The sequence below is a fragment of the Pseudomonas sp. SCB32 genome (genome assembly GCF_009189165.1).
GTDB lineage: Bacteria > Pseudomonadota > Gammaproteobacteria > Pseudomonadales > Pseudomonadaceae > Pseudomonas.
In genome coordinates, this window is sequence record NZ_CP045118.1 from 1,446,872 (window position 1) to 1,460,392 (window position 13,521).

At 65.4% G+C, this 13,521-nt stretch carries 14 protein-coding genes; 7 read left to right on the top strand and 7 right to left on the bottom strand.

Annotation, left to right across the window (positions count from 1 at the left end; genetic code table 11):
• Window positions 1–238 precede the first annotated feature (238 nt).
• A complete protein-coding gene (locus GA645_RS06705) occupies window positions 239–3,355 on the bottom strand; it encodes a transglycosylase domain-containing protein (RefSeq protein ID WP_152221112.1) in 3,117 nt (1,038 codons plus the stop codon).
• A 279-nt stretch (window positions 3,356–3,634) separates the two neighbouring features.
• Here GA645_RS06705 and GA645_RS06710 point away from each other — a divergent pair, with 279 nt between their 5' ends.
• The 3 genes from GA645_RS06710 to GA645_RS06720 all read left to right on the top strand — a co-directional run bounded on the left by GA645_RS06710 (window position 3,635) and on the right by GA645_RS06720 (window position 6,380).
• Complete coding sequence (locus tag GA645_RS06710) at window positions 3,635–3,880, top strand: hypothetical protein (RefSeq protein WP_152221114.1); 246 nt, start codon at window positions 3,635–3,637, stop codon at window positions 3,878–3,880.
• A gap of 124 nt (window positions 3,881–4,004) precedes the next feature.
• Window positions 4,005–4,685, top strand: a complete 681-nt coding sequence (locus tag GA645_RS06715; RefSeq protein WP_152221116.1) for a class I SAM-dependent methyltransferase — start codon at window positions 4,005–4,007, stop codon at window positions 4,683–4,685.
• 312 nt (window positions 4,686–4,997) lie between these two features.
• Window positions 4,998–6,380 (top strand): amino acid permease, encoded by a 1,383-nt coding sequence (locus tag GA645_RS06720; RefSeq protein WP_152221118.1) that lies wholly within the window; start codon window positions 4,998–5,000, stop codon window positions 6,378–6,380.
• 69 nt (window positions 6,381–6,449) lie between these two features.
• Here the strand turns inward: GA645_RS06720 and GA645_RS06725 are convergent, their stop codons facing one another.
• From GA645_RS06725 to GA645_RS06740, 4 genes are all read right to left on the bottom strand, one after another.
• Complete coding sequence (locus GA645_RS06725) at window positions 6,450–6,824, bottom strand: 5-carboxymethyl-2-hydroxymuconate isomerase (protein ID WP_152221120.1); 375 nt, start codon at window positions 6,822–6,824, stop codon at window positions 6,450–6,452.
• 204 nt (window positions 6,825–7,028) lie between these two features.
• On the bottom strand, window positions 7,029–8,945 hold the full coding sequence (locus tag GA645_RS06730) for a M48 family metallopeptidase (RefSeq protein ID WP_152221123.1): 1,917 nt from the start codon (window positions 8,943–8,945) through the stop codon (window positions 7,029–7,031).
• An 11-nt stretch (window positions 8,946–8,956) separates the two neighbouring features.
• Window positions 8,957–9,553 carry a LemA family protein gene (locus tag GA645_RS06735; protein ID WP_152221125.1) on the bottom strand — a complete coding sequence of 199 codons (597 nt, stop codon included), beginning with the start codon at window positions 9,551–9,553 and terminating at the stop codon, window positions 8,957–8,959.
• A 164-nt stretch (window positions 9,554–9,717) separates the two neighbouring features.
• On the bottom strand, window positions 9,718–10,266 hold the full coding sequence (locus GA645_RS06740) for a cysteine hydrolase family protein (RefSeq protein ID WP_152221127.1): 549 nt from the start codon (window positions 10,264–10,266) through the stop codon (window positions 9,718–9,720).
• A gap of 107 nt (window positions 10,267–10,373) precedes the next feature.
• Here GA645_RS06740 and GA645_RS06745 point away from each other — a divergent pair, with 107 nt between their 5' ends.
• Complete coding sequence (locus GA645_RS06745) at window positions 10,374–11,384, top strand: GlxA family transcriptional regulator (RefSeq protein WP_152221129.1); 1,011 nt, start codon at window positions 10,374–10,376, stop codon at window positions 11,382–11,384.
• Here GA645_RS06745 and GA645_RS06750 read toward each other — a convergent pair.
• Window positions 11,374–11,670 carry a DUF3303 domain-containing protein gene (locus GA645_RS06750; protein WP_152221131.1) on the bottom strand — a complete coding sequence of 99 codons (297 nt, stop codon included), beginning with the start codon at window positions 11,668–11,670 and terminating at the stop codon, window positions 11,374–11,376. The genes GA645_RS06745 and GA645_RS06750 overlap by 11 nt on opposite strands.
• A gap of 305 nt (window positions 11,671–11,975) precedes the next feature.
• Here GA645_RS06750 and GA645_RS06755 point away from each other — a divergent pair, with 305 nt between their 5' ends.
• The gene (locus GA645_RS06755) at window positions 11,976–12,221 is read left to right on the top strand and encodes a type II toxin-antitoxin system RelE/ParE family toxin (RefSeq protein WP_152221133.1); all 246 of its coding nucleotides are present in this window, start codon (window positions 11,976–11,978) and stop codon (window positions 12,219–12,221) included.
• Window positions 12,205–12,531, top strand: a complete 327-nt coding sequence (locus GA645_RS06760; protein WP_152221136.1) for a helix-turn-helix domain-containing protein — start codon at window positions 12,205–12,207, stop codon at window positions 12,529–12,531. Before GA645_RS06755 ends, GA645_RS06760 begins: the two co-directional genes overlap by 17 nt.
• A gap of 11 nt (window positions 12,532–12,542) precedes the next feature.
• Here GA645_RS06760 and GA645_RS06765 read toward each other — a convergent pair whose 3' ends face one another.
• Window positions 12,543–12,911, bottom strand: coding sequence for a cupin domain-containing protein (locus GA645_RS06765; protein WP_152221138.1), 369 nt, complete (start codon window positions 12,909–12,911; stop codon window positions 12,543–12,545).
• Between the two features lie 181 nt (window positions 12,912–13,092).
• Here GA645_RS06765 and GA645_RS06770 point away from each other — a divergent pair, with 181 nt between their 5' ends.
• Window positions 13,093–13,521: a VOC family protein gene (locus GA645_RS06770; protein WP_152221141.1), complete on the top strand. Its 429-nt coding sequence runs from the start codon at window positions 13,093–13,095 to the stop codon at window positions 13,519–13,521.

Sequence of the window (13,521 nt, forward strand, 5' to 3'; positions counted from 1 at the left end):
ATTCGTAGGAGCGGGCTCCGTCCGCGATTTGCTCCGCGCCGGGGTTCATCGCGGACGGAATCCGCTCCTGCAGGTTCAGGGATGTATCGGCACTGGGGGGGTTGACGTGGATGGCGTCACCCGGCGAGCTCGGAGCCTTTCGTAGGAGCGAGCTTGCTCGCGAATCCGGCTGGGCACTCATGGCGTCCGGCTGTTCGCGAGCAAGCTCGCTCCTACAGGTTCCACTCTGGCGCAAAGACTATCGCCAACTCACCCGCAGATTGTCGATCGGCTGCTGGCACCCGGTGCTGATCCCTGGCTCCAGGTAACTCTGCAGCATCGGCGCCATACCCTTGAGCACCTGCACCGGCAGTGCCGAGGTGAACTTGAAGTTGTCCGACTCGCTGCCGGCCACGTAGGCGGTGAGGGTGCCGAAGTGGCGCGGGCCGAGGTAGAACACGAAGGTCGCGGTGCGGTTCATCGCCTTGGAGCTCTTCACCCAGCCGCCGCGGGTCACGCTCTCGATGCGGTTGTCGCCGGTGCCGGTCTTGCCGCCCATCACCAGCGGGCTGCCGTCGGCCAGCTTGAAGCTGCCGGACAGTCGCCGCGCGGTGCCGGCGTCCACCACCTGGGACAGCGCGCTGCGCAGGGCCTGGGCCACTTCCGAGCGCATTACCTGGCGGCCAGTGTTCGACTGCGGGCCGAGGCTCGCCTCGTACGGCGTATTGGCGGCGAAGCGCAGGTTGTCGATACGCAGGGTCGGCAGACGCACGCCATCGTTGAGGATGATCCCCATCAGCTCGGCGAGGGCCGCCGGACGGTCGCCGGAGCTGCCTAGCGCGGTGGCCAGCGACGGCACCAGGTGGTCGAAGGGATAACCCAGGCGCTTCCACTGCTCATGCAGGTCGAGGAAGGCTTCCACCTCCAGCATGATGCGGATGCGCTTGTCGCGCGCGTACTTGTGCCGCGACTTGAACAGCCAGCCGTAGACCTGCTTGCGCTCCGCCACGCTGGCCGCCACCGCATCGTTGAAGGTGGCCGCTGGCTGCCGCTGCAGGTAGCCCAGCAGCCAGAGCTCCAGCGGGTGCACGCGGGCGACGTAGCCCTGGTCGTTGAGGTCGAAGGCGCCGGGGCCGTAGTGCGTGTAGAGATCGGCGATGCGCTTGTCGGTCATCTGCTCGCCAGCGTACTTGCCTTTCTTCAGGCGGTCCTGGAGGAAGGTGGTGAAGGTCGGCAGGTCCGCCTGCGGTTGCAGGTAGCGGTGGATCGCCGCCAACCGCACCGGCCAGGCGCGCAGGCCGTCGAGGAAGGTGTCGAGGCGCTCGTCGGCAGTCTTGCCCTTGTATTTCTGCCAGAAGCGCAGCAGGTAGACCTGGCTCTCCTTGTTGACGAAACGATCGAGGTAGGCCTGGCGGCGTGGGTCCTTGTCGTCGGCCAGTACCTCGATCTTGCTGCCGGAGTTGGCGTACATGTCGTGCCGCACCAGGTCGCGCAGCAGGCGCACGAAGGGCAGGTTGATCGACTCGCGCAGGGCGTCCTGGACGGTCGGGATGCGGCCGTTGTCCTCCTTGCGGAAGTTGTTGAAGGTGTGGATGCCGCCGCCGGTGAAGAAGGCCTCGTAGGGGCTGGCGGAGTACTTGCGCTGCATGGCGGCGACCAGCATGTCCGGCAGGTTGCGGTCCTTGGCGGTGATCAGGTAGTCGATGGCCCAGCGGCTGATGAAGTCCAGCGGCTCCACCTGCACCTTCTTCAGCTCGGCGGCGCTCATCGGTGCGTACTGGTCGTGCAGGTCGGCGATGGTCTCCAGGTAGGTGGAGAGCACCCGCAGCTTGGCGGTGGAGCCCAGCTCCAGCTTGCTGCCCTCGTTGATGTCGAAGGGCTGCTCGGTGTTGTCGGTCTGCACGCGCACGCGGTTGCCGCTGGGGGTGCGCTCGAACAGGGTGAAGCTGTAGCGCACGTCCTGGGTCTTGTCCTGGGACAGCAGGTGCTCGCCGAACAGCCCGATCTGCGCGGCAAACTCCGGATCGGAGAGGCGCCGCAGATAGGCCGTGACCTGCTCCTGCAGCTCATGCTGAAGGGTGGTGCTGAAGGAGAGGTCGAAGCGGTCCAGGTCATACAGCGGCACGTCGAGCATCCCGGCCAGGCGGGTGCGCGCCAGGGTCACGCCCTTGTTGTTCTCCAGCGGGGTGACGGTGGGCTGGTTGCGTGGATCGCGGAAGACCAACTGCTGCTTCAGCGCCGCATCGCTCAGCGAGGCGTCGATGATGCCGGACTGGGCGAGCAGGCGCAGGTAGCTGTCAGTCAGCCCGGATAACTGGTCGCGGCCGCGCGCCAGGTACCAGGACGGGCGACGGTGGGCGATCATCAGCGAGATGACCTGGCGCAGCGCCTTGCCCTGTTCGGCCAGCGAAACACCGCTGGCCGGCGGCGCGTTGAGCAGCTGGTTGATCTCCTGGAAGTTGGCGCCGTACCAGATCCACAGGCCGTCCGGCAGGCCGCTGACTTCGCCGTAGCCCGGCTGCGCCGAGAGCGGCACCGAGTTGAGGTAGGTGAGCACCACGTTGCGCCGTGCCGCCAGGTTCTCCGCGCCACCCTGGTAGGTGCGCACGCTGGCCGATGCCATCTGCCGCAGCTTGTCGGTGATGGAATTGGTTCGGCCGTCCTCGGAGTGCCGGTACTTCTCGATCTGGGTGGCCAGGGTGCTGCCGCCAGGGGCGTGGTTGCCCATGCCGACCAGCTTGCCTACCTGGGCCAGCGAGGCCTGGGTAAAGCGGCTCCAGTCGATGGCCGGGTTCAGGTAGGGGCGCTGGGTGTCGAGCAGGTCGCGGTTCTCGATGAACAGCAGGCTCTGCACGATCAGCGGGGAAATGCTGTCGAAGTTGGCGTAAAGCCGCTGCGGATAGCGGAAGTTGTAGATCGGCAGGCCGCGGCAGTCGGCGATGTCGACGCCGGCCTGGTCCTTCTCGGGGTACGGTGGGAACAGTCCGTGGCCGGTGTATTGCATCAGCGGGTCGGAGAAGCGGGTCTGGCTCAGGGTGATGAAGTTGCGCTGGTGCAGGCGATCTAGGAAGGCGGGCAATTGCAGGTAGCCCAGCCGGCGGTCGAACGGGCCGCTCTGCGGGTACACCACGGAACTGCTGGGGCCCTGTGCCAGTTGCCAGGTCAGCTGGCCGGCGTAGCGCGCCAGCTCGCGGGCCTGCAGCTTGGAGGTGCTCGCTTCATAGAGCAGCGCGGCGCCGATGGCGGCGAGCAGCGGCAGGAGGAAGAGAAATAGCAGCAGGAAACGGTGATGGTGGACTTTCGTTGGGGAAACACCGGGCTCCGAGCGACCCGGTTGAGCTGCTGAATGCGTACCGGAATGCTTCGAGCTATCCATTTCACGACCTGCCCATGCTCAAACCACAGCCTAGGTAAGCGGACTCCGCCCACGTGACGACCGGCGCCTCTCCCGACGCCGCGAAAGCCCCGAGACAGCGGCTTTCCTAACATCCAGCGTAGTCGGCGGCGAAAAATCTGCGCGCCGCGCAGCACCGCTCCATGCCTGCCTGATTGATTTGCCGACGGCCAGCAGGTGCAATAGGACTGACTGTTGATGATGGGGCGTACGCTACCCAAGCCTCCACAGACCCTGATGACTTCGACAGGACTTCCCGTCATGCGTTCGTTGTTTTTGCCCGTCGTGCCCCTGCTGCTGGCTTCGCTGAGCGCCATCGCCGCGCCCATGCCGTTCTACAAGTGGCAGAGCAAGGTGGACGGCGCCTATACCTGCCAGCAGACCTCGCCGGGGGATGGCTGGCAGAAGATCGGTGGGCCGTTCCGCGATGCCGGTTGCCGCGAAATGCAGCCGCAGACGCCACCGCCCAAGGGGTTGGCGGTGCCCAAGGGGTGGAAGACGCAGTAGCTCGATGCGAGCGCCCCATGAGTGCGATTCGCGGGCGTGGCCCGCTCCTGCGGGACGCAGTGCTGCTACTTTTCGCCGGCGCGGAGTCATCCGCGATCAAGTCGACTCAAGCACGGAGAGCGCCATGACCGACCAGCAAGCCCGTATCCGCCACAGTTGGCAGGCCAACGCCGATGCCTGGACCCACGCCGTGCGCGAACAGCGTATCGAAAGCCGGCGCCTGGTGACCGACGCGGCGATCCTCAGCGCCGTAGCCGCAGGCCCGGCACATCGAGTGCTGGACATCGGCTGTGGCGAAGGCTGGCTCTGCCGGGCACTGGCGGAGCGGGGCAGCCAATGCGTGGGGGTGGACGCTTCCGCGCTGCTGATCGAAGCCGCGCGCCAGTCGGGCGGTGGGCGCTTCGAGGTGATGGATTACGCCGACCTGATCACCCAGGGCGAGTCGCTGGGGCGCTTCGACGCACTGGTGTGCAACTTCGCCCTGCTCGATGAATCCATCGCGCCGCTGCTGTCGGTACTGCGTGAGCGTCTGGAGCCGGGCGGACGCCTGCTGATCCAGACCGTCCATCCCTGGTCCGCCTGTGTTGAGGAGCCTTATGCCGATGGTTGGCGGCTGGAAACCTTCGCCGCCTTCGGCGAGGCCTTCAGCGCGCCGATGCCCTGGTACTTCCGCACCCTGGAGTCCTGGCTGGCGCTGCTCGCCGCCAGCGGCTGGCGCCTGCGGCAACTGCGTGAGCCGCGCCATCCGCAGAGCGGCAAGCCCTGTTCGCTGCTGCTGGACTTGCAACCACTGGCTGGCGAGTAGAACCGGGTTGCGCCCGGCGCGACGAAACGTCTCTACGCCTTTGGTCAAAAGGCACCCGATTGGGGCAGACGTCCCCTGCGGACTTGTGTAAATTCGGCAGCGACCTCAGCCGTGGTCCACTCCCGTAATGCCTACGTCTGCTTCACAAGAGCGGGCAGCCTCTTGCGGCGTGCCGTCCTGGAATCGCCAGAAATTTCCGCCCCCTGTGCCAATTGGCGCGGTGGCGAAGCTTTTTTCCGGTGATTCCGCATCCCGACTGCACTTCGAGTCCGCAGCTGATACTTCCCAAGAACAAAATGAGGTTGCATCACCATGTCGTCCCACGATCTCCAGCGGGATCTCAACGAGCGGCACATCCGTCTCATGGCCCTCGGCGCCTGCATCGGCGTCGGCCTGTTCCTCGGCTCCGCCAAGGCCATCCAGATGGCCGGCCCGGCCATCATGCTCTCCTACATCATCGGCGGTCTCGCCATCCTCGTGATCATGCGCGCCCTCGGTGAGATGGCCGTGCACAATCCCGTGGCCGGCTCCTTCGCCCGTTACGCCCAGGACTATCTCGGCCCATTGGCCGGTTACCTGACCGGCTGGAACTACTGGTTCCTATGGCTGGTGACCTGCGTCGCGGAAATCACCGCGGTGGCCATCTACATGGGCATCTGGTTCCCCGAGGTACCGCGCTGGATCTGGGCGCTGGCCGCGTTGGCGAGCATGGGCACCATCAACCTGGTGGCGGTACGCGCCTTCGGTGAGTTCGAGTTCTGGTTCGCTCTGATCAAGATCGTCACCATCGTCGCCCTGGTCCTGGTCGGCGGCGGCATGATCTTCTTCGGTTTCGGCAACGGCGGCATCGCCACCGGCATCTCCAACCTGTGGAGCAACGGCGGCTTCATGCCCCACGGCATCACCGGCGTGCTGATGTCGCTGCAGATGGTGATGTTCGCCTACCTGGGCGTGGAGATGATCGGCCTCACTGCCGGCGAAGCGAAGAACCCGCAGAAGACCATTCCGGGCGCGATCAACTCGGTGTTCTGGCGCATCCTGCTGTTCTACGTGGGCGCGCTGTTCGTGATCATGTCGATCTACCCGTGGAACGAGATCGGCACCCAGGGCAGCCCCTTCGTGATGACCTTCGAGCGCATGGGCATCAAGACCGCCGCCGGCATCATCAACTTCGTGGTGATCACCGCTGCGCTGTCGTCCTGCAACGGCGGCATCTTCAGCACCGGCCGCATGCTCTACAGCCTCGCCCAGCATGGCCAGGCACCGGCCGTGTTCGCCAAGACCTCCAAGGGCGGCGTACCGCGTAATGCTCTGCTGCTGTCCATCGTCGCGCTGCTGCTGGGCGTGCTGCTGAACTACCTGGTACCGGAGAAGGTATTCACCTGGGTGACCTCCATCGCCACCTTCGGTGCGATCTGGACCTGGGCGATGATCCTGCTGGCCCAGCTCAAGTTCCGCCGCGGCCTCTCCGCCGCCGAAGCCGGCAAGCTGCAGTTCAAGATGTGGCTGTACCCGGTCAGCTCCTACCTGGCCATGGCCTTCCTGGTGCTGGTCGTGGTGCTGATGGCGTTCTTCGAGGACACCCGCATCGCGCTGTACATCGGCCCGGCCTTCCTGGTGCTGCTGACGGTGCTGTACTACGCGCTGAACCTGGCGCCGAAAGGCGAGCAGGGCGCTGCCGCCAGCCGCGCGTAAGCGACGGTTAAGCGAATGGAAAGGGCCTCTTCGGAGGCCCTTTTCTTTTGCGCGTCTTTTATGTGCGGCTCAGACCGTGGGCAAGCTGCCAGCCATGCGGGTGAGGCTTCGATCGAATTCGGTGATTTCCAGTTGCAGGCCGACCGGGCGTTCGGCGATCAGTTCGGCGAGGGTTTGTTCGGCGGTGGCGAACAGGGTGTCGACGATGCGTTGGCGCAGCTCCTCGGGGCGGCCGGGGGCGATGCGGATCTGGATCTGGATGAAGGCTTCGTTGGCGGTGCTGGCGCCGACCCGGTAGTCGTCGATGGCCTGGGCAAAGGTGCGCAGGCCGTTGAGGGGGAATACGCCGAGGGCCTGGGCGGCTTGGTGGAGTTTTTGTGGAAGCTCCAGTGGGTGCAGGTCTTCGGTGAGGTTGGCGGTGTAGGTAATGGCGATGTGGGGCATGGCGTGGTGTACGGGCCTTTTTTTGGATTGCCCATGCTAGGTGGATGGACTGGCGCGGGACATGCGGGTGACTACCTATAACGTGGGGATATTTGGGCTCGTAGGATGGGTAGAGCTTGCGAAACCCATCGTTCACTGGCGCGGAGTTTCGGAGCAGCATGGGTTTCGCTTCGCTCTACCCATCCTACGGGCGAGAGCTTGATCTCAGGCAGTCAACAACGGCGGCATCGGGCAATCGAGGATATCCGCCACCGCCCGCATCAGCTCCGCTTCGCTGGCATTGATCTGGCCATCCTGCTCGACGCAGCGAGCCATCGCCTTGAGCAGTTGCGGCTTCTGCAATGGGCGCAGTTGCTCCAGCTGCTTCAGCGCGGCTTCCAGATCGCGCAACTGGCCCGCAGCGGGTAGCGGCCGGGGCGCGAAGGGCAGGCCGCCCCAGGCATCGGCGAAGGCCTGCTCGGTCTGCGCAGCGCTGGTTTCGCCAACGCGGGCAAGGAAGGCCAGCAGCACGGCGGTCGGTTCCGCCAGCTCGGCCAGCGCCACATTGCCGATCTTCGCGCTGCCGGGGCGCAGGTTGCGCTCGACGATCCGCAGCAGGGTCCACTCCAGCAGCTTCACCTTGCCGTCGAACTTGATCAGCAGCGCCATGTTCTCCCGCAGGACGAGGAAGCCCTGGGCATCGAGCTGCTTCAGCGCCGGCATGGCCAGGTCCAGCAACGGCAGGCGCTGGCCAGGGTCGAGGTGCAGCAGCGCTTCCTCCAGCAGGTCGAGTTGCAGCGCCAGGCTCAGGCCCAGTCTGGCTTTCATCTGTTCCAGTTGGCCGGCGCGTTGCCCGGGCTCGCTGTCCAGCAGTAGGCCATAGACCAGCGCCTGGACACCCTCTACGTCGTGGGCGGCTCGTTGCAGGCGTGGGTCCAGGCGTTGCAGGGTGCCTCGGGCCTCCTGCAGATGGGCGACGGTGGGGGCGCCGACCGCGGCGACCGCGGCGACCGCCACGTCGACGGCGCTCGGCTGGTAGGGCTGGCCAGTCACGGCGGCAGTCCAGGCGTCCTTGTTGAGCAGCGCCACGTCCAGGCGCGGCTCGAATTTCGGGTAGCGGCCGTCCCAGCCAGGATCGACGCGGCGGATGCGCTCCTTCAGCGGTGGGTGGGTGTCGAACCAGCTGCTGCCCACGCCGTCGCCGAAGTACATGTGGCTGAATTCCGCGGCGCGAGGGGCGCTGAGCAGCGCGCCGAAGGGATTGCTGCCAATCTTCTTCAGGGCGCCGGCGATGGTGGAGGGATCACGGGTGAACTGCACCGCCGAGGCATCGGCCAGGAACTCGCGCTGGCGGCTGACCGAAGCCTTGATCAGCTGGCCGAAGAAGGTCCCGACATAGCCCAGTACGTAGAGCACCACACCGCAGCCGACTGCCAGTAGCGCGACGCTGCCGCCGCCCTTGTTGTCATCGCTGCTGCGGCTGCTGACGCGCACGCCGCTGCTGGTTTCGTCCAGGCCGCGCAGCAGCATTCCGCCGATCAGGCCAAGCAGGAGGATGCCGTGCAGCAGCGCGGTCAGGCGCGTGTTGAGCAGCATGTCGCCGTGGTGGATGTGGCTGAATTCGTGGGCGATCACGCCCTGCAGCTCGTTGCGTTCGAGCTGCTCGATGGCGCCGCGAGTGATGCCGATCACCGCATCGCGCGGGCTCAGGCCGGCGGCGAAGGCGTTGATCGAGGCGTCTTCCAGCACATACACCGGCGGCACCGGCGAGCCGGAGGCCAGGGCCATTTCCTCGACGACGTTGAGCAGCCGGCGTTCGTCGGCATTGCTGGCGCTGAGGTTGAGCAGCCGGCCCCCCAGGCTTTCTGCCACGACCTTGCCGCCGGCGCTCAGTTGCACCTGCTTGAACAGTGCACCGGCGACGACCACGGCGATGATGACGCCGGCCACCGACAGGTACAGCTCGGGGTCGGGCAGCGAGCTGCGCGAGGTCAGGTGCATCGTCGGCTCGCCCAGGTGACGCCAGAGCCAGCCCAGCGCGAGGCTGGTGATGGTCACCAGGCTGACCACCGCGGTGGTCAGCAGCAGGATCAGGCGCCCGGTCTGCCGCCGGGCGCGGTCCTGGTGTTCGAAGAAGTTCATTCCCGTTCAGGTCAGAAGGCGACTTTCGGTGCGGACTGTATTTCCTTGCTGTCCTCGAACTCCAGCAGGCTGGCGTCCTTGCTGTGGCCGTAGGTGGTGGCCAGGAAGTTGGCGGGGAAGGACTGGCGGTAGGTGTTGTAGTCCATCACCGAGTCGTTGTAGGACTGACGGGCGAAGGCCACCTTGTTCTCGGTGCTGGAAAGCTCCTCGCTGATCTGCTGCAGGTTCTGCGAGGCCTTGAGGTCCGGATAGGCTTCCAGGGTCACGTTCAGGCGCCCCATCGCGCCGCCCAGGGCGTTCTCGGCGGCGGCCAGTTGCGCCATGCGGCCGGCGTCGCCGGGTTGTTCGGAGGCGGCCTTCAGACCAGCGACAGCGGCGTTACGGGCGGCAATGACCGCTTCCAGGGTCTCGCGCTCGTGCTTGAGGTAGGCCTTGGCGGTTTCCACCAGGTTGGGGATCAGGTCGTAGCGGCGCTTGAGCTGCACTTCGATCTGGGCGAAAGCGTTCTGGTAGCGGTTGCGCAGCGCCACCAGGCGGTTGAAGACGCTGATCAGCAGGAAGATCGCGCCAGCGATGATGGCCAGGGTGACGATCGACGAAACGCTCATGGGATGTCCTTATCGGCAGGCGATTGAGCCACGATGATAGCGGAAAGCCGGCCATGCGTTGGGCAACTTCTCACGTCTTGCTTCGTCGATTCTTCGGCAATGTTTCGGAGCATTTCTGAACGACAAAGGGCCTCCGTGGAGGCCCTTTGTCCGAACCGTACGAATCAGCGGTTCAGGTACTCGGCGGTCGATACCACTTCTGCGTAGGCAAATGCCAGGGATGCCATGTAGGCCGCGTGCACCTGGGCTGCCGGCACTTTCACACCGTTGAACTCCAGGTCCAGGGTGGCGCAGGCGTCGTGCAGAACGGTGACGCTGTAGCCGAAGTCGGCGGCGGCGCGGACGGCGCCATCCACGCACATGTGGCTCATGTGGCCGACCACGACGACGGACTCGATGCCGTGCTTGTCGAGGATCGCCTTGAGGTCGGTGCCACGGAACGAGTTGACGAAGTGCTTGAGCACCACGGCTTCGCCGGGCAGATTGGCGACTTTCGCGTGAATCTGCGCGCCTTCGCTGCCGGGAGCGAAGAAGGGCGCGTCGGCGCTTTCGAATTCGTGGCGGACATGGACCACCAGGTCACCGCGTTCACGGAAGGCGGCAAGTACCTTGGCGGCCTGGCTGGCGGCGGGCTCGATGCCGACCAGCGGCCATTTGCCGGCAGGGAAGTAGTCGTTCTGGATATCCACTAGGATGAGCGCTTGCTTTGCCATTTCCGAAATCCTCTTCGAGTGGGGGAGTGGAGAAGTGGCACCAGTATGGTTCGCCGCGCGCACAGCGGGGATCAGTTGGAACGACAATAACAGGGGGTAAACTGACAATGGTTGGGCAAAGGCGCGTCGTCGAGATCGGGCTGCTGATCTATCCCGGTGTGCAGACGGCGGCGCTGCACGGGCTGACCGACCTGTTCGCGGTGGCCGAGCGGATCGCCGCGCAGGAGGCCGGCGAACAACTGCCGGTGCTGCGGGTCAGCCACTGGTCCGGCGAGGACGGCGGCGAGCCGCGGCGCGTCTTCGATTCCCTCTCTCACCAGCAGCTTGATGTCGAAAGCCGGCTGGTTGCCGTACTGGTGCCGCCTTCGCTGTTCGGTTTGCCCGATGCCGCGCCGCTGCGCCATCTCACTGACTGGCTGGCCGCGCGTCACGGCGAAGGCGCCATCGTCGGCTCGGTGTGCATCGGCGGCCTGCTGGTGGCTGAGGCCGGCCTGCTCGACGGTCGCTCCGCTACCGCCCACTGGAGCGGGGCCGAAGCCTTCGGCCGGCGTTTCCCCAAGGTGCGCCTGGAGGCGCACAAGCCCATCGTCGATGACGGCGACCTGATCACCTCCGCCGGACTGATGGCCTGGTCGGAAGTGGGGCTGCGCGTGGTCGACCGCCTGCTGGGGCCCAGCATCGCCTCGCGCACCGCGCGTTTCCTGGTGGTGGAGCACAGCGACAGCGCCCAGCAATGCGGCAGCAACTTCTCCCCGCTGCTGGGCCATGGCGACGCGGCGATCCTCAAGGTGCAGCACTGGCTGCAGGGCAACGGCGCGGTGGACGTGAGCCTGCCGGCGATGGCCGCCCAGGCCGGGCTGGAGGAGCGTACCTTCCTCCGCCGCTTCCGGGCGGCCACCGGCCTCAAGCCCACCGAGTACTGCCAGCACCTGCGGGTGGGCAAGGCGCGGGAGCTGCTGGAGTTCACCAACGGCACGGTGGACCACATCGCCTATACGGTCGGCTACCTCGATCCCGGCTCGTTCCGCAGCACCTTTCGCAAGATCACCGGGATGTCACCCAGCGACTACCGCAAGCGCTTCGGCGCGAAGCCGGCGGAAGTCGCCATCAGGGACTGACCGAGGTCGACGCTTCCATCTGCTGTACCAGCAAGGGGGCGTATTCGGCATCGGTCATCGCGGGGTGCACCTGAAGATTCATCAGGTCGGTCCATTGCAGCATCCAGCGCTGCAGGTCGAGGGGGTTCTCGGCTTCCGCCAGGCCAAAGCCCAGCATGTGGCCCATGGCGTGCCAGCGGCCGACCAGCTTGACGTTGGCCGGCGGCTGGCCGCCGGTCTGCAGGAAGCGCTGGATGACCTTGTCGCGGTTTTCCATGGGAATGGTCCAATGCACCAGATAGAGCACGTCGCACCTCCAGCCCGGGTCCGGGCAGGCAAGATTCGCGGACCCGAATCGGCACCGCTGCCAGGGTCGCGCCCGTGTATCCCAGGCGTTACAGCCTATGGCTGGGAGCGGTTTCCTCTTCACAGGCATAGCAGCCGGGCCGATGCCGGCCACGGCCGCTGATCGGCGCTGCAAGGTGCAGTCGATCGACGGTCAGACCCAGCGCGGTGTTCAGCATCCGCTGAGATCGCAGCCTCAATCGGCTGCGGTTGCGATAATATGCTTATTAAATTACTTATATTTCCTGCCTCGTCAGCGAGGCAGTCATGAACAGGATCAACTGGACAAGAAAGGCCGTGAAACAGCTCGGCAAGTCGGACCAGCCGACGATCTACGATGCCGTGCAAGAGCCGGCGTGGATGCCGAACGTCCAGCATGTGAAAAAGCTGGCCAACCACGCCTATGGCTACCGCTTGCGGGTAGGCAATTACCGGGTGCTGTTCGACTGGGATGGCGGCATCCACATCGTGAATATCGAAGAGGTCAGAAAACGCGATGAGCACACGTACTAACGTGCAGATCATCAACGGGCCGGACGGTGTACCGGCCTTCGTGGTCATTCCCTACGCGGACTACATCGCCAGCCACCCGAGGGAGGATCTGGTGCCCAACGAAGTGGTGGGCTTCATGGTCAAGGAGGGGTTGACCGCCATCGGCGCCTGGCGCAGGCACCTGGGGCTGACCCAGGCGGAAGTCGCCGAGCGCATCGGCATCAGCCAGTCGGCCTATGCCCAGCAGGAGGTCGCTACCCGACCGCGCAAACCCACGCGGGAGAAAGTTGCGAAAGCATTGGGGATCCATGCTGACCTGCTGGATATCTAAGCGCGGGGTGGTCATACCCAGCGATCATTCTCCGCCGTGCGCTCGCCGCCGACGTCTCCGGTATTCAGCACCCCGCGCGGCTCGATCAGCATCACCTGCACCTCGTGCTCGGCGTAAGGCTTGTGCTCGACGCCGCGCGGCACCACGTACAACTCCCCGGCGCGCAGGGTGAGCGGGCCGTCGCGGAAGTCGATGCGCAGTTCGCCCTCCAGCACGATGAAGGTCTCGTCGGTGTCGGCGTGGCTGTGCCAGACGAAGTCGCCGTGCAGCTTTACCACCTTGAACTGGTAGTCGTTCATCTCGGCGATCACCCGCGGCTGCCAGGTTTCGTGGATGCCCGAGAGCTTGTCCTGAAGGTTGATAGGTTGGCGCGTGGTCATGGCGTTCTCCTTTAATTGACTTGCCAGACACTACGGGCCCGTCCGGAATCGGTCTTGCAGGAAATTGCGCTTCGATCATCCGTGCATTGGCTTCATCGGCTTGCCGGGGTGTCCTCGCTGAGTGGGTGAAAGCGGGCGGCTATGCTGGAAACATTGCGCCTGCCTTGCGCCGGAGATCGCCATGTCCACGCCCGTTCCAGCCGCCCGCCCCAGCGTCATTCCCTGCCTGCGCTACCGCGATGCGCCGCGCGCCATCGACTGGCTGTGCGCCACCTTCGGCTTCCGGCGCCAGTTGGTGGTGGCAGATGAGCACGGTGGCATTGCCCATGCGCAACTGGTGCTGGCCGATGGCAGCGGGCTGCTGATGCTCGGCTCGCTGCACGACAACGAGTACGGCCGGCTGATGCGCCAGCCGGACGAGGTCGGTGGCTGCACCCAGAGCATCTATGTCGTGGTGAAGGATGCCGAGGCGCTGTACCGCGCGGCGGTGGACGGCGGCGCACAGATCGTCATCGACATCAAGGACGAGGACTACGGCGGCCAGGGCTTCACCTGTCGTGATCCGGAAGGGCATATCTGGAGCTTTGGCACTTACGACCCCTGGCACTGA